The following is a 16,289-nucleotide window of genomic DNA, read 5'->3' as shown; positions in this document are numbered from 1 at the left end:
TCCGGGTCTGTAACGATGATGAAAGTTTGAGAATAAAAAAATCCCTGTTTCAGATCTTTACTCTGAAACAGGGATTTTTTTTGTACATGCGGTGTTGTTTGTCGAGTTCAACGATCTCCAGACCGTCTCAGGAGGCGGGGACCTGGTTGTTATCCAGATCCTTTTCGGCGAGAATTTTAATCTCCTGATCTTTGCTGTTTTCGGGTTGTATGTCGATATCATCCTGAATATGCGGGTCATCATTCGGAGAATAGTTCCAATGCCACGATTCCCAAGGATAGTTGTATTTATTCTTTTGTGGGTACGTCTCAGTGAAGCCGTACGCTGAAGCGTTCCTTTTTAGCCACTGGTACTCTTCTCTCTGGCCAAATCGCCAGTTGCCAGGCGCAAAATCCACACATGTGCCAAGCGCATGTTGCGAGTATCCGGGAGGAGCTACATATCGGATGACATCGTCAAAATCCCGGCCTTCTTTGAATTTACGCAGGAAGATTCTTCTCTGGTAGTCGGGGCTGCGATAGCCTGATTCAACCTTGAAGTGAAAACCGTCCTCCCTGGCCTTGTCGAAAAGCTTGAGCAATGAGGCGTGGGTCTGCCTGGTTACGTAAAGCCTGCTTCCATCCTTGGTGTGTTCAACAGGGATTTGGCTGAAGTTTGATGGCGGTATTGCCGGAGCGGGAATTTTGTTTCCTCGCCACGGGTACGGAACATCATATTCCTTGTCTCCAATCCAGACCGTTTCTTGGCCACGGTAAATCTTGTCTTCAAGTTTGGCGATTTTCGGGAATTCAGTGCTGAAACCATCAAGCGGGGTGATAAGCATTAAGGCAAGCAAAGAGAGAATTGGTAGGTAACGATTGGTAAACATGGGCAAAACTAATCAATAATAAGGGAATGTTAGGTGCTTGGCACGTGCCGGGCATCATGCTTCATCTCAATGGTGCATACATAGTCTATTGAATATAAAAGAACAAGCACTGTTCAGGGAATTGAGAGAAACAATGTAATTTTACGGTTTTTAAAAGAATCTTGTGCCTGGATTTGCGAAGTTTCAGCTCGTCTGGGTGTTCTGGGGACAGGGAAAAAAAAGCGTTCATGACAGGCATGAACGCTTGAGTAATATCTCGTTAAGCGGGCGTGGCTCTAAGCCACATCATGGAAGACTTTTTTCAGTGCGCCACATACGGGGCATTTGTCAGGGGCTTCCCCCAGCTCGATATAGCCGCAGATAGGGCAGAGCTGAAAGTCGCTGATATCCAGATCCTGGCCTTTTTCAACTGCTTCAAGGGCTTTCTGGTAAATCATAGCGTGTACTTCCTCGGCATCTACAGCGAACTTGAACATGGTCTTCGCTTTGTGCCCATCTTTGACAGCCTGCTCGAGCATGGGCGGATACATTTTTTCAAATTCGTAGGTTTCCCCTCCAATTGCCTCTTTGAGGTTGTCTGCGGTGGATTTGATTTTGTCCAAAGCGCGCAGATGACCTTCTGCGTGAATGCGTTCTGCCTCGGCGGTGGTCCGGAACAGTTTGGCGATGTTGGCAAAGCCCTCTTTGTCAGCCTTTTTGGCAAAAGCTCTGTATTTCTGGTTTGCCTGACTTTCTCCGGCAAATGCATCATTTAAATTGTCTGTGGTGGTAGCCATAATAATCTCCTCGACTTTAAGTAGCTGTTAACCAGTTGTGATAGTGAATTTCTGTACCTATTTGAGATCATAGAACTAACTGAAACTGAGAATCATTATACATTAAGAATCAAGACTGTGCAATTGGCTGAGTGGAAAGAGAAAAGAAATTCTGGTTGCCACAAATTCTCTGGTTGAGGTTTGTGAGGGAGGAGGGAGGATCTGGGCGTAAGGAGTTACGGGTTAGGAGTTAGGAGTGAAAAAGCATTCAACCCTGTTTTTAGAAAAAATATTTTAGCGGTTCAGCGTTATGCATTTAAGCTTTTGAGCATATCGACTCAACGTACTATTGCTCAACGCTTGCCACTTCTTGGCTGAATTCCGGTACCTTTCACGAGAAATATTTCAAGTCTTGCGCTGATAATCGGCAGACCCTTCAAGATGTTCGCAAGTGTGGCCATTTGCAGCTTGCCAGCAGTATACAATTCAGTTGCAAATACAGTGTTATTGCGCTAGGCTGCCCGATGTACGTCATCTGAAGGGATGGTGACGAAATACTCACAAGGACACGAATGAACTTGCCATAAGGGAAAAGCGTATGCCGATAATCAGTATTTCGAGAGGGAGTTTTCATCGCGGCAGGGAAGTCGCTCACAAGGTGGCTGAGATACTCAGATATGAAAGTATCTCTCGTGATTCCCTGCTGGAGAACAGTGAAGTGTTTGATATACCGGAAATCAAGTTGATGCCCAATGTCAAACATGCTGCTCATATTCTTGAGCGATTCTCATTTGGCCGGGACCGCTACATCAATTATATGGCGTCGTCACTCCTGCGATTCCTGCAAAAAGACAATCACATTTATCATGGTCTGGCCGGGCAATTTTTTGTGCAAGGGGTCAGTCATGTCATCAAAGTCAGAATCATTGCTGATATCGAAGACAGGGTTGCCGCCGAGGTTCGTCGTAAAGGGATTTCTGCTGATGTTGCGCGACAGCAGCTCATGCAGGATGACGAAGAGAGGCGAAAATGGGCTATGTTGCTATATGGTATTGATATCTCAGAGCCAGAGAACTACGACATAGTGCTCAATATAAGCACAATGGGTGTGGGAGAAGCAGCAGAACTCGTTGCACGAACTGCACAATTTGACTGCTATCAGGCGACTGAGGAATCTACACGATATATTCATGAACTGGCCCTGAAATCAGAGGTTAAGGCTGCCCTGTTCGATTACCCCCAGGCTGCAGTTGCAGTTGAGGCAGGGCATGTTCGCGTGCAGGTTAAAATTCCCCAGGGCCAACGAGAGACAGTAAGAAAGCGAATGGAAAACTCTCTGGCAGATATCTACGGGGTTACTGCGGTTGAGATTCAGATTTCTGACTATTACTAAATGAGGTCAGGCATATACCGCAAGATAATGGCTGTGAATACTGCCTGACAAACAAAGAAAGTATGATCGCTGCGGTTGAAGATGAACAATTTGCACAATTAAGGGTATGGGTGTGCTAGGTGTGCCCTGGAATGCAGGTTGTTATCAGTAGAATTTATGCAATATTGAAATGGATTTGATGCGCTTGAGAAACAACATTTTTATGTTAAAACTATTCGCGCTAAATGTTGATTTTTCTCAAATTACGAGTTAAACCATGCGGAGTTAAATTGAGTGCGGAGGGGTGGTTTTTAAGGACTGCCGTTCTGCGTGTCGATGCTAAACATTTGCTCAAGGTGAATTTTCAGTGGGAATTTATTGTTACCCATTGAGTTTGTCGAGTATGACCCTCTCTTCATGTCGTTTACGTGAAGAAACTGCATTTCTTTGTCTTTTCTCCCCGGATGTCGTTTCAAGCCGGAAAAATACTGTTTTCTATCAATACTGTTTTTTACTCTATGCCGTAGCCCGGACATTGTCCCGGCGATCAGGCCTTAGTTTCTCTTATCTATATAATGGATTGTGGTTTGCCCGAGACAACAGCGGCCCGAGGTTGGGTAACTGTTTAAACGGCTTAGGTTATTTATTGCAGACGTGTCTGCATTGATAATGCAGAGGTCTGTCTGTTTAATGGTTTTAAAAGGATTGTGAAGTTTTGCTAAAAGAATCCAAAGTTGAAACGAATAGAGTCCTTTTCCTGCCCCATGGCAGAGAGATTGATGTTGTTGCTGGTGAAAGTCTTATTAGAGCTGCATTGCAGGCAGGAGTGCACGTAAACGCTTCATGCGGCGGCGGCGGGGTTTGTGGCAAATGCAGGGTGCTCATCGAAGAGGGCAGCGTAGCTGGGGGGATCTCCGAGCGACTCGCGGCTGAGGATCTTGAGCGAGGATACAGGCTGGCTTGCCTTGCGCATATCGAAGGTGATGTGACGGTTCGTATCCCTGTAGAATCGTCAATCGATGCCAGTGCCCTGAATAATCAGGTAACTCCCCGACGTACAGCAACAATCCAGGAATTGGATTTTGATACTCTGAAGGAGCAAGGACTGTTCGTGGCACCGGTGGTTAAGGAATATCTTGAAATTCCGCCACCCGATGCCCAGAACAATATGCCTGATGTTTCGAGGCTCGTTGAGGAGTTAAAGACTAAGGCGGACTACCACAAGTTGGAATTAACCCTGCCCGTTATCCGCAAATTGCCAGCTGTTATGAGGGAAAATGATTTCCGGGTAACTGCCACCATGATCAAGCCGGTACGTGAGGATGGCAAAACGCTGATAACAAACGTGCAGGCTGGGGATACATCGTCTCAAAGTTTTGCCATTGCGCTGGATATCGGTACCACGACAGTATATTGCCAGTTGATCGATTTAAAAACTGGTGAGTGTCTGGCTGAAAAAGGTGAATTCAACGGTCAGATCAGCTATGGCGAGGATGTCATAAGCAGGATCATGTACGCAGAAAAAGATGGCGGTCTGCAGACCTTGCAGAAAGTAGTGGTGGAGACCATCAACACGGTCATCAGGTCAGTGGTACGAGAGGCCGGGGTGGAAAAAGAGAATATCTCCACCATTACTATAGCCGGCAATACCACCATGACCCAGTTGCTGCTTGAGATTGATCCAAGGCATCTGCGCAGGGCACCTTACGTGCCGGCTTCTACTCTGTACCCGCCGTTTGATGCGGTTTCGATAGGTATCGATCTGAGTGATCAGGCAATTGCTCTCGTTTTTCCCCAAGTTTCCAGTTACGTAGGCGGTGATATTGTTGCCGGCATCATGGGAACAGGCATGTATCGCAGTGAAGAGTTGACCCTGTTTCTCGATATCGGCACCAATGCAGAACTGGTTATAGGCAATAAAGACTGGCTGGCCTGTACAGCATGTTCGGCCGGCCCGGCCTTTGAGGGGGGTGGGATTGAATTCGGCATGCGTGCCGCAAAAGGCGCCATTGAAGACTTCCTGATTGACCCGGTCACCTATGAACCGATGATACTGACCATAGGCGATGAACGCCCAAAAGGCATTTGTGGCTCAGGATTGCTCACCATGGCTGCGGTGATGTTCGAACTCGGTGTGATTAACAACAACGGTAAGTTTAATCGTGAACTGAATACCGATCGTATCCGCTGTCGCGAGAACATCTGGGAATATGTTGTAGCCTGGCAGGAAGAAACTCAGATTGATCGCGACATCGTTCTCACCGAGGTTGATCTGGAGAATCTGATCCGCGCCAAGGGAGCTATTTACAGTGGTTGCATGACATTGCTCGAAGAAGTTGGCCTGACCATGGACTCTATCGAACAAATCATCCTGGCGGGTGGCTTCGGCAGTTATATAGATCTTGAAAAAGCAATGACCCTCGGTTTGTTGCCGGAGATTGATCCTGAAAGAGTAACGTATATAGGCAATGGCTCCTTGCTTGGAGCCCGTATGAGCGCATTGACCAACGCTATTCGCAGGGATGTAGTGGAAGTAACCGGGAGAATGACAAATTTCGAGCTGTCTGAAACCCCGTCGTACATGAATAACTATGTTGCGGCTATGTTCATACCGCACACCGAGATCGAGAAGTTTCCTCGACTCAAATCTCGAATGGAGTCTCGGAATCAATAAAAAAAATGGCTGCGATTTAATATGGCAGGTGGAATTGCACAATAAGGTCAAAAAGGAGAACAGAAGTTTTATGTAAAGAAACTAGCTGCTCATTATATGTACCTCTACATTTTGAGTCATAAAAAGGGAAGGTTGAGGTTGGGTGGTAACGGCAACCTTCAGGTAACAAACACTCACCATTAAGGAGGCAAAAGTGGGATTTGAAATTAAGAAGGAATCCTATACTGGTGGTATAAGGGAAATTTCCATAGGCAAGGGAGATTCTGCCATAACTGTTGGTGGCGAGACATCTTTCCCATTTTACACATTTGAGGGAGAGATGCCGAACAAGCCCTTAATTGCGATGGAAATTTGGGACATGGAACCCGAGGACTGGCCGGAAGCGGTCACAGCTCCTTTTGAGGGGGTCATGGCAGACCCTGCCGCCTGGGCCAAAAAATGTGTTGATGAGTATGGTGCAGAGGCAATCGTTCTCCAACTGAAATCCATCGATCCAAACGATAAGGATGCCAGCCCGGAATCGGCTGCAGAGACAGTAAAGAATGTTTTTGATGCTATTGATGTTCCCCTTATCGTCTGGGGCTGTGCATCGCCTGAGAAAGACGAGGAGGTATTGAAAGTTGTTGCAGAGAAGTGCGAGGGTTGCAATCTCGTTCTCGGACCGGTTGAAGAGAAGAACTACAAAGGAATCGGTGCTGCGGCAATGGGTTATGGCCATACACTTATTTCTTCTTCTCCGATTGATGTAAACCTTGCCAAGCAGGTCAACATTCTGCTCGAGAATCTCGGCATGCCCATGGACAGGATACTGGTAGATCCGACTACCGGTGGACTGGGGTATGGACTTGAGTACACCTACTCTGTCATGGAGCGCCTGAACCTGGCCGCCATGACCCAGGGCGACGAGAAATTGCAGTTCCCGATGATCAACAATCTCGGAAATGAAGTATGGAAGTGTAAGGAAGCTAAGTTGTCTGTGGAAGAGGCTCCATTGCTGGGTGACCCGGAGCGTCGCGGAATTCTCATGGAATCAGTTGCGGCGGTATCGTACCTGATGACCGGATCAAATATCCTGATCATGCGTCATCCTGAGGCCATCCGCATGACCAAAGAGTTTATCAAGGCCATGAGTGATGGCGGCTCCTTAAACGGAACTGCAGGCATTGCTAAGCGGCTTGCCGAGGCTTCTGTCGATTTTGCAGCACTGGCTCCTGAGCCTGATCTGACCATAGAGGTAGAGAAAAAAGCGGCACCGGCCAAGAAAGCTGCTCCTGCGGCTAAGAAAGAAGCTCCTGCGGCACCGGCAGCCAAGCCTGAGGTAAAAGCCGAGCTGAAAGAGACCAAACCGGAAGCGCCGGCAGAGCCAAAGGTTGCTCCTGAGGTAGATGCTAAAGCCAAGGCAGAGGCCGAAGCAAAAGCCAAAGCAGATGCAGAGGCCAAAGCTCAAGCAGATGCAGAAGCTAAAGCCGCGGCAGAAGCCAAAGCTAAAGCTGATGCGGAAGCCAAAGCAGAGGCAGAAGCCAAAGCCAAGCAAGAGGCTGAAGCTGCAGCTGCACGTGAGGCTGTTGAGCAGCGTGAGGCGGAAGAGGCAGCAATTCGCGCAGAACGTGCCAAAGAGCGTGCCAAGCATGCTACTGCACGGCCAACCGCACCGGAAGGGGAGATCGCCAAAACCCCGGATGCTGTTCAGATGACTGTTCAGGAGAAAATTCTCGACATGCTGAACAGGTTCCATAAGCGTTAAACGGGACATGCATTGTTGAGAAAATGTGGTAGTGCAAGCGAAACAAGCTAAGAACATACTTGAGGAGGAACCTCTGATGGCAGAAGCAACAAAAGCACCCGCTAAAGCTCCCAAACTAGCAGATCCGATGGAAGCTTCCATTGACGTGGCAACCCAGGAGATGATCCGTCGCGCGCAGCAACTTCAGATAGAGACAGTTTTTGACAGAGCAGTTACCATGAAACCCTGTGCCATCGGCATGCAGGGGATCTGCTGTAAGAACTGTGCAATGGGACCATGTCGACTGCCTTTACCAAAAGATGGAATCCAAGGCGAAGACACCCGTAAAGGACTGTGTGGTGCAACCGCAAACACAATCGCAGCACGTAACTTCATTCGTATGATCGCAGGTGGTGCGGCAGCTCACTCCGACCATGGTCGTGGCGTTGCCGAAACCTTTTTGTCCGTAGCACGTAAGGAAACCGAGGATTACACCATTAAAGATCCTGCCAAACTGCGCGCCATTGCACCATATTACGGTGTAGAGACCACAGTAGAGGCCGATGGTGAGACCCTCGATAGAGATATCGATGAGATTGCACTGGCCGTTGCCGAGTCGGCTATCGCCGAATGGGGCAAGAACGGTGGAGAACTTCTCTATCTTGACCGCGCTCCCAAGCCGCTGCAGGAGAAGTGGGAAGCAATGGGCGTTAAACCCCGCGCAATCGATCGCGAGATCGTAGAGATCATGCACCGCACCCATATGGGCGTTGATCAGGACTACAAAAACCTGATGAAGCAGGGCGCACGGGCCTCTCTGGCTGATGGTTGGGGTGGCTCCATGATCGGTACTGACCTTCAGGACGTAATGTTTGGTACTCCTTCCCCGCTGCAGTCTGAAGCGAATCTGGGCATCATGAAGGAAGATCACGTCAACATTATCGTTCATGGTCATGAGCCGCTGCTCTCCGAGATGATCGTTGCCGCTTCCCAGTCTCAGGAAATGCTCGACTACGCCAAAGAGAAAGGTGCCAAGGGTATCCAGCTCGGTGGTATCTGCTGTACCGCAAACGAGATCCTTCAGCGCCACGGCGTGCCACCTGCAGGAACCTATCTCCAGCAGGAGTTGGCAATTATCACCGGTGCCTGTGACGCGATGGTTGTTGACGTTCAGTGTGTATTCCAGAACCTGGCCAACGTTGCCAAGTGTTTCCATACCAAGCTGATCACCACCCATCCGATCGCCAAGATGGAGCAGGAAAACGTCATCCACATTGAGTTTGACGAACATTACGCCATGCAGGATGCCAAGCGCATCGTCAAGATGGCCATCGATAACTTCCAGGAACGTGGCGCCGAGATCATGATCCCGCGTCATAAGACCAAGCAGATCGCCGGATTTGGTGTTGAGTCCATCCAGTATCATCTTGGTGGAACTTTCCGTGGCGATTACTACACCTTGAACGATAACATCATTAACGGTCGTATCCGCGGTATCGCCGGTGTTGTTGGTTGTAACAACGCCCGTACCAAGCACAATGATGCGCATATCAAGATCATCAAGGAACTGATCAAGAACGACGTCATCGTTCTGACCACAGGTTGTTCAGCAATTGCCGCTGGTATGGAAGGGCTGCTTACTCCTGAGGCTGCCGGTGTTCACTGCGGTCCTGGTCTTGCTGAGGTTTGTGAGACTGTCGGTATCCCACCGGTTCTGCACCTCGGTTCCTGTGTAGATAACAGTCGTATCCTGCTGGCAGCCACTGAAGTTGTGAAGGCTGGTGGACTTGGTGATGACATCTCTGATCTGCCGGCGGCCGGTTCTGCCCCGGAGTGGATGAGTGAGAAAGCTATATCTATCGGACAGTATTTCGTATCTTCAGGTGTTTATACCGTGTTCGGCTATCATATGCCGGTTGAAGGTGCCCCTGTATTCAAGGACTATCTCTATAAAGATATGGAGAAAATGTATGGCGGTAAGTGGGATTGCGAGGCCGATCCTATCAAGCACGCCCATAAGATGATCGCGCATATCGATAAGAAACGCGCTGCGCTTGGCATCGATAAGGCACGCGAGAGGGTTCTCATGGACATGGCCGACAGGCAAGCTCTTGGAATGGAATAACATTCGAAGTTGACGAACACGTGATAAATTAATCCTCAAAGAAGGAGGAAAGCATGTCTAGATTAGTAGCTTTTGCAGCGATACAGGGCGGCTATAAAGTCGTATCACAGGTTGAGGGCGAACTTGAAAGAGCTCTCCAGACTTACGATGCATCTACCAAAATCGGTTTCGGAAACACTGCTTATTATCTGCCGGTCATCTATTCTCTCACAGGTATGAAATGTGAGACACTCGAGGATCTGAAGAAGCCTCTGGCGTTTGCCCGTGGATTGTTGCCACCGCATCTGAAAGGCGCCAATCATCTGCCATATCTCGGACCCCTGCTGGATGCCGGTATGGCCGGTATCTTCGCTTATGAGATTAAAGAAGCCATTCGTATTCTGAATGAGCCAGATTTCTATACCTTTACAGAAGATCCCGATACAGAGGCTGGAAAGATCTGGGTCGGTCCTGCTGACGATACCATTCTTAGAAAGCGTGGTGTTGAGTTTGTTGATGGTTCTGCACCGGGTTTTGCAGCTATCGTTGGTGCAGCCCCAAATGCTGAGACTGCCAAGATGATCATTGAAGATTACCAGAAGAAGTCTCTGTATATCTTCTGTGCGGCAAACCATTACGGAAAAACAGCGGTTGAGCAGTGTGTCGAAGCTGGTATGCAGGTAGGTTGGAATACCCGTATCGTACCTTTTGGCCCTGATATTTCTTCGGCCGTCTTCGCACTTGGTTTCGCCAACAGGGCAGCAATGGCCTTTGGTGGTGTTCAGCCTGGTGATTTCCGCAAGATGCTGATGTACAACAAAGAGCGTGTTTTCGCTTTTGTTAATGCCCTTGGTGATGTCGGAACAGAGTGGGCCGTTGCCGCCGCCGGTTGTGTTAACTGGGGCTTCCCGACTCTGGCCGATACTGATATCCCTGAGATTCTGCCAACGGGTATCTGTACCTACGAGCATGTTGTCGCCAACGTTCCCCATGATGAGATCTGTCAGAAGTCCGTTGAGGTTCGCGGTCTGAAGATCAACATCACCGAGATCGACATTCCATGTGCGTTTGGTCCTGCATTTGAGGGCGAGCGTGTACGTGGCGCAGATCTGTTCGGTCAGATGGGTGGTGGTAAGACTCAGTGTACCGAGCTGGTGAAACTGGCCGACATGAAAGATATCGAAGATGGCAAGGTTGAAGTTGTCGGACCGGACATCGGCGATATGAAAGAGGGTGACACTCTGCCGCTGGGCATCTATGTACAGATTGCCGGTCGTGAGTTCCAGCCTGATTTCGAGCCGATTATGGAACGTCAGATCCATCACCTTGTAAACTATATCCAGGGTATCATGCATATCGGCCAGAGAGATATCTCCTGGGTACGTATCAGCAAGGCTGCCATCGACAAGGGCTTCACTCTGAAGGATATCGGTGTGGTACTGCATGCCAAGTTCCATCAGGATTTTCAGAAGATCGTCGACAAGGTTCAGGTTACTCTTTTCACCAATCAGAAAGATGTTGATGAGATGACTACCCGTGCACGTGCCGAGTACAAGATGCGTGACGAGCGTGTAGACACTATGACCGATGAAGATGTCGAGACCTTCTACAGCTGTAGTCTCTGTCAGTCTTTTGCCCCAAGCCACGTTTGTACCGTAAGTCCTGAGCGTACAGGTCTCTGTGGTGCCTATAACTGGATGGACTGTAAAGCTTCCTACGAAATCAACCCCACCGGTCCGAACCAGCCGATCAAGAAAGGCAAGGTTCTCGATCCGGTACTGGGACGTTTCGAGGGTGTAGATGAGTTCATCAAGATCGCATCCAAAGGCGCCGTCGATACCTATAACTTCTATTCCATGGTTCAAGCTCCTATGACCACCTGTGGTTGTTGTGAGTGTATCGCCGCCATGTTGCCAAGCTGTAACGGCATCATGACTGTTGGACGTGACTATGCTGGCGAGACTCCATCGGGTATGAAATTCACCACTCTGGCCGGTGTTATGGGCGGTGGTGCTTCTTCACCTGGTTTTGTTGGCCACTCCAAGTTCAACATTACCCAGAAGAAGTTTATCCTTGGTGATGGTGGTATCCTGAGAATGGTCTGGATGCCTAAGATCCTGAAAGATGAGATTCGTGATAGACTGAACGCCAGAGGCGAAGAGATGGGCGTGAAGAATTTTGCGGATATGATCGCCGATGAGACCGTGGGTATCACTGAGGACGAGATCATGCCATGGCTTCAGGAGAAAGGACACCCTGCACTGAGCATGGATCCGCTGATTGGCTAATTATTTTCGCAGACGGTTCAGCCACTTCGTATGATATGTTATCCGAAGTGGCTGGCCACTGAAGTCTGTGTGGACATATAGACAAGGAGAAAAAACAAATGGCGTTAACAGGTATACAGATATTCAAACTCCTGCCCAAGACCAATTGTAAGGAATGTGGCGTTCCTACCTGTCTGGCGTTTGCAATGAATCTCGCTTCCGGTAAGGCCGAGCTTGATTCCTGCCCATACGTATCCGATGAGGCCCGTGCTCAGCTGGCGGAGGCTTCCGCACCACCAATTCGTCCTGTTGTTGTTGGCCAGGGTGTGCGTAAGGCGACCACCGGTGGTGAAACTGTCATGTTCCGGCATGAAAAAACATTTTTCAACCCGACCATGTTTGCGGGAACCATCACCTCAGACACCGATGCGGCCGAGGTGGAAGCTAAAATGAAGGCCTGGAACGCGTTGCAATATGAGCGTGTTGGTCTGAATCTGCGTCCTGAGCTGGTTGCATTGAAGGATGTTAATGGTGATAGCGTTGCTTTTGCAGCTCTTGCCAAACAGATTGCAGAGACCTCTGAGTTCAACCTGATCCTCATGAGTGAAGATGTCGCAGCCATTGAGGCGGCAGTAGCAACGTCCGCCTTCAAGAGACCGCTAATTTATGCAGCAACTGAGGCAAATGCAGATGAATTGGGTAAGATCGCGCTTGATAACGATCTGCCATTGGCTGTTAAGGCTGATTCCATCGACGGCATTATAGCTCTTACCGATAAACTTACCGGTATGGGGCTCAAGGATCTGGTCATTGATTCCGGAAGTCGTGAGCTGAAGCAGGCCCTGGAAGATCAGGTCGCTATCCGTCGCGCCGCGCTCAAAGACACCAACCGTTCCCTCGGGTTCCCGACCATCGTATTTGCATCCGAGATGGCATCAAACTCCGATATGGAAGCACTGGTTGCCGGTATGTTTGTTTCCAAGTATGCCGGTATTGTCGTGCTCTCCAGCCTGGAGACCGAGGTTATTTTCCCGCTGCTCCTGGAACGATTGAATATCTTCACCGATCCTCAGCGGCCTATGACCGTAACCGAAGGTATTTACCCGATCGGCAACCCGGATGACAATTCGCCTGTACTGGTAACAACCAACTTTGCTCTTACCTACTTCATCGTTTCCGGTGAGATTGAAGCGAGTAAGGTGCCCGCATGGCTGCTTATCAAGGATGCGGAAGGTCTGTCAGTTCTTACAGCATGGGCGGCCGGCAAGTTTGGTGGTGATGATGTTGGTATGTTCGTGAAGAAGTGCGGAATTATGGACAAAGTCAAGCATCAGGAATTGGTTATTCCTGGTTACGCTGCTGCTATCGCAGGTGACGTTGAGGAAGAACTTTCCGGTTGGAAAATTACAGTAGGTCCAAGAGAATCGGCCCATTTAGCAGGTTTTCTGAAAGCACGTGTTTAATTGGTGATAATTGGTGACGCACTCTGCCGGTTCTCGAACCGGCAGAGTGACAATCCTGGTGGGAAGCTATGTAGAGGCTACCGCTGATGATAAATATTCCAGATTAACTTTGGAATATTGATTACGAACTCAGTTACGGAGGAGTACAATGATTCTTTTTGGTGAAAGCTTGAATGTTATTTCCACTAAAATAGGAAGAGCATTCAAGGAGCGCGATCCGAAACCAATCCAGGAAGAAGCTCTCGAGCAGAAAGAGAAAGGAATGGATTACGTTGACATCAATCTCGGACCGGCCAAGAAGGACGGACATGAGCTGATGCCATGGGTATGCCAGGTCGTGCAGGAAGTAATTCCTGAGATTCCGCTGCTTCTCGATACTTCCAATATACAGGCCATTGAAGAAGGACTGAAAGTGTTGAAGCCATGTGCCAAGCCACATATCGTCAACTCTATCATGGCTCGTCCGGAGCGATATAATGCAATGTTACCGATGGCTGCCAAGTACGAGGCTGACATCGTTGCCCTGATGTGGGGACCGGATGGCCTGCCACGTGATGAGAATGAGCGCGCCGCTCTCTGTGTTGAACTGCTTTACGCTGCAAATGAGGCAGGAATTCCAAATGAGAAAATCTGGGTTGATGGTATCGTTACTCCAGTGAATATTCAGCAGCAGCAGTGTATGAGTCTGTTGAACTTCCAGATGATGCTCGAAGACATAGCTCCTGGCGCAATGTCTACCTGTGGTCTTTCAAACATCTCCAATGGACCTCCTGTAGAGCTTCGTCCTATTCTCAATACCACCTATATGATCATGCTTGAGCGTTACGGCATGAAGTCTGTTATCTCCGATCCTCTCGATGATGGCCTTACCGCAGTTGCTAAGGGCCAGCGTCCTGATATCGTTGATGTTGTTCATCAGGCCATGGACGGAACCGCTCCTGATCCATCCACCCTGAGCAAAGAACTTGGTGATTACGTGAAGACCGTGAGGGTAATCACCGGTGAGAACCTGTTCTCTGATTCTTATCTGGATATCTAAATATTTCCGGAAAGATATGGTAAAAAAGCCCCGCTCTTTTTAGAGCGGGGCTTTTTTATTTTGAAACAGGGTGGCAAGTTGACAAATGCACTATATACTATTACCAATTTCCTGAACGGTTCAGATGTATTAGGATAGCGGTAGCACCAGCCGGAATTTATCGTGAGAAATTCCGGCTGATCTATCATCGTGGAAAAGGCAAGATATCAAACTGATATGTTCAACGGAGCTAAAAATGACCTCTGATAAGCAGTCTGACGAGTGGGTATACGTATATGTCGATAAAGTGGGAACTGAAGAAAGTTATCTCGGTCTCTACGATCAGGATAAAGACGTGAACTTTATCCCGGCCTTTAAAACCAAGGATGAAGCCAACGATTGCTTCCTTTCCATACCCCGTGAAAAGGGTAAAAAATATGAAGTGCAGGCTGTCCATGTTGAGGAATTGAACGACGTAGCACACAAAAATAACTTCCTGGTAACCCTGGTTGACGGGAATGGCAAGATTATTAAAGAGAACTAACAGAACTGGATTTTGATCAGGGGCTCTACCGATTTTTTTATGTGTATTGTGTCTGGGTGGTTCTTGCCAATTGAAATTGAAGACGTGTTTAATGTATACCCAATGTTCACCTGAGATGTACTGAAACGCTCTTAGAGACAGTAAATATTGTCTAAGTTTCTTGCGTATTTTAGAAGTAAACAGGTAAGCATTCCAATGGGTACAAACTCGCATTCCCTAGTATGCTGAGTTCTACAGCCGAAGATTTCACGTCTGACACTGTCTGAACTGATGAAAAAGCGGACTTGGAGTGGTTGCATGATATCAAGCCGGAACCTGAATATATGCGAATGGTGCCGGATCAAATTATCTCTACAGGAGAATCGACGTGGGCTTGAAAATAGCTGTTGGCGGTAAAGGTGGCGTGGGAAAAACTACGGTAACTGCATTACTGGCCCGTTGCCTGGCCGCTGGGGGAAAGAACAGGGTGATCGCCATAGACGCAGACCCGGTGGCGAATCTGGCTGCGGGTTTGGGCATCCCGGAGGAAGAACCGATCACACCTATCGCTGAGCTTTCTGATCTTATCTCAGAGCGCACTGGGGCCAAACCTGGAACCATGGGTGGTTTTTTTACCTTGAACCCAAAAGTTGACGATATTCCGGATCGTTTCTCAAAAGAAAAGGATGGCGTCAAACTGCTGGTTATGGGAACTGTTCAGAGTGGTGGTTCCGGGTGTATCTGTCCTGAGAGTACAATTTTAAAAGCATTGATGAATCACCTGGTACTGTTCAGGGATGAGATTGTGTTAATGGACATGGAGGCCGGGGTCGAGCATCTTGGCCGGGCAACTTCAGGTTCGGTTGACGCATTGGTTGTAGTTGTAAACCCTGGCGCACGCAGTAGGAATGCGGCCCATAAAATCCGTAAGCTCGGCGAAGACATCGGCATAAAGAATATTGTTATCTTAGGCAACCGGGTTCGAAGTGAAGAAGATATAGAACTGATCCGGGAGTCTCTGCCGGACTTTCCATTGCTGGGTTGTATTCCTGAGCATGATGAAATAGTTAAAGCGGACCGAATGGGACGAAGGCCTTTTGATGCCACCATCAATGATGTCCCCCAGGAGCTCCTTGATATAGCAGAAACACTGCAGGGCTACGCTAAAAATTAGTACCGGCCCGAATATCTTCTCAAGCTATTTCCAGATGTGACTCCAGCAGATTTCATAGATAATCTGCTGGAGTCATCCTCGAATTTTCCAGATTTTCCCCTGCGCAGAGCTGCCTTTTTTCAGGTCTCTTTTCTCATAAAGATTCAGTCAATCTTACAATCGGTTTTCTCATAATCGTCAGCTTAGAAAGTTAGGTGACAGATGTGAGCTGTGAGACGCGACCGATTGGCAAGTGACCAATCCCATGAATCGTTATAGCATTAAGCTGTTACTCCTCACGCCTCATTCCTTGAAACGAAGTTTTAGCGGTAATCATATTTTACAATTATTCCTTATATGATCAATCCT

The 16,289-nt window shown here is 48.4% G+C and carries 11 protein-coding genes; 9 read left to right on the top strand and 2 right to left on the bottom strand.

What is annotated here, in order from left to right; translation table 11 throughout:
* Nucleotides 1–127: 127 nt before the first annotated feature.
* Together FCL45_RS17470 and FCL45_RS17465 are read right to left on the bottom strand one after the other, a co-directional pair.
* On the bottom strand, nucleotides 128–868 hold the full coding sequence (locus tag FCL45_RS17470) for a M15 family metallopeptidase (RefSeq protein ID WP_136799027.1): 741 nt from the start codon (nucleotides 866–868) through the stop codon (nucleotides 128–130).
* A gap of 275 nt (nucleotides 869–1,143) precedes the next feature.
* Entirely contained in the window at nucleotides 1,144–1,644 is a 501-nt protein-coding gene (locus FCL45_RS17465; protein ID WP_136799028.1) for a rubrerythrin family protein, read from the bottom strand.
* Between the two features lie 577 nt (nucleotides 1,645–2,221).
* Here FCL45_RS17465 and FCL45_RS17460 point away from each other — a divergent pair.
* The 9 genes from FCL45_RS17460 (at nucleotide 2,222) to FCL45_RS17420 (ending at nucleotide 15,941) form a co-directional block, all read left to right on the top strand.
* Entirely contained in the window at nucleotides 2,222–3,016 is a 795-nt protein-coding gene (locus tag FCL45_RS17460; RefSeq protein ID WP_136799029.1) for a cytidylate kinase-like family protein, read from the top strand.
* Between the two features lie 694 nt (nucleotides 3,017–3,710).
* Nucleotides 3,711–5,669 (top strand): ASKHA domain-containing protein, encoded by a 1,959-nt coding sequence (locus FCL45_RS17455; protein ID WP_136799030.1) that lies wholly within the window; start codon nucleotides 3,711–3,713, stop codon nucleotides 5,667–5,669.
* A gap of 193 nt (nucleotides 5,670–5,862) precedes the next feature.
* A complete protein-coding gene (locus FCL45_RS17450) occupies nucleotides 5,863–7,413 on the top strand; it encodes an acetyl-CoA decarbonylase/synthase complex subunit delta (RefSeq protein ID WP_136799031.1) in 1,551 nt (516 codons plus the stop codon).
* 76 nt (nucleotides 7,414–7,489) lie between these two features.
* Nucleotides 7,490–9,517 (top strand): anaerobic carbon-monoxide dehydrogenase catalytic subunit, encoded by a 2,028-nt coding sequence (gene cooS / locus FCL45_RS17445; protein ID WP_136799032.1) that lies wholly within the window; start codon nucleotides 7,490–7,492, stop codon nucleotides 9,515–9,517.
* Nucleotides 9,518–9,570: 53 nt separating this feature from the next.
* Nucleotides 9,571–11,784, top strand: coding sequence for an acetyl-CoA decarbonylase/synthase complex subunit alpha/beta (gene acsB, locus FCL45_RS17440; protein ID WP_136799033.1), 2,214 nt, complete (start codon nucleotides 9,571–9,573; stop codon nucleotides 11,782–11,784).
* 98 nt (nucleotides 11,785–11,882) lie between these two features.
* Complete coding sequence (acsC, locus tag FCL45_RS17435) at nucleotides 11,883–13,226, top strand: acetyl-CoA decarbonylase/synthase complex subunit gamma (RefSeq protein ID WP_136799034.1); 1,344 nt, start codon at nucleotides 11,883–11,885, stop codon at nucleotides 13,224–13,226.
* A 148-nt stretch (nucleotides 13,227–13,374) separates the two neighbouring features.
* Nucleotides 13,375–14,265, top strand: coding sequence for a dihydropteroate synthase (locus FCL45_RS17430; protein ID WP_136799035.1), 891 nt, complete (start codon nucleotides 13,375–13,377; stop codon nucleotides 14,263–14,265).
* Between the two features lie 235 nt (nucleotides 14,266–14,500).
* Entirely contained in the window at nucleotides 14,501–14,788 is a 288-nt protein-coding gene (locus tag FCL45_RS17425) for a hypothetical protein (RefSeq protein WP_136799036.1), read from the top strand.
* A gap of 373 nt (nucleotides 14,789–15,161) precedes the next feature.
* Nucleotides 15,162–15,941, top strand: a complete 780-nt coding sequence (locus tag FCL45_RS17420) for an ATP-binding protein (protein ID WP_420811239.1) — start codon at nucleotides 15,162–15,164, stop codon at nucleotides 15,939–15,941.
* The last annotated feature ends 348 nt before the right edge of the window (nucleotides 15,942–16,289 follow it).

The sequence above is a fragment of the Desulfosediminicola ganghwensis genome, from assembly GCF_005116675.2.
Taxonomy (GTDB): domain Bacteria; phylum Desulfobacterota; class Desulfobulbia; order Desulfobulbales; family Desulfocapsaceae; genus Desulfopila; species Desulfopila ganghwensis.
Note: the sequence above shows the minus strand (reverse complement) of the source record. Positions and strands in the feature narration are given on the sequence as shown.

What these genes read in the sequence shown, in the direction of transcription:
- FCL45_RS17470 (WP_136799027.1), bottom strand. Translation starts at nt 868, where the DNA reads ATGTTTACCAATCGTTACCTACCAATTCTCTCTTTGCTTGCCTTAATG.
- FCL45_RS17465 (WP_136799028.1), bottom strand. Translation starts at nt 1,644, where the DNA reads ATGGCTACCACCACAGACAATTTAAATGATGCATTTGCCGGAGAAAGT.
- FCL45_RS17460 (WP_136799029.1), top strand. Translation starts at nt 2,222, where the DNA reads ATGCCGATAATCAGTATTTCGAGAGGGAGTTTTCATCGCGGCAGGGAA.
- cooS (WP_136799032.1), top strand. Translation starts at nt 7,490, where the DNA reads ATGGCAGAAGCAACAAAAGCACCCGCTAAAGCTCCCAAACTAGCAGAT.
- acsB (WP_136799033.1), top strand. Translation starts at nt 9,571, where the DNA reads ATGTCTAGATTAGTAGCTTTTGCAGCGATACAGGGCGGCTATAAAGTC.
- acsC (WP_136799034.1), top strand. Translation starts at nt 11,883, where the DNA reads ATGGCGTTAACAGGTATACAGATATTCAAACTCCTGCCCAAGACCAAT.
- FCL45_RS17430 (WP_136799035.1), top strand. Translation starts at nt 13,375, where the DNA reads ATGATTCTTTTTGGTGAAAGCTTGAATGTTATTTCCACTAAAATAGGA.
- FCL45_RS17425 (WP_136799036.1), top strand. Translation starts at nt 14,501, where the DNA reads ATGACCTCTGATAAGCAGTCTGACGAGTGGGTATACGTATATGTCGAT.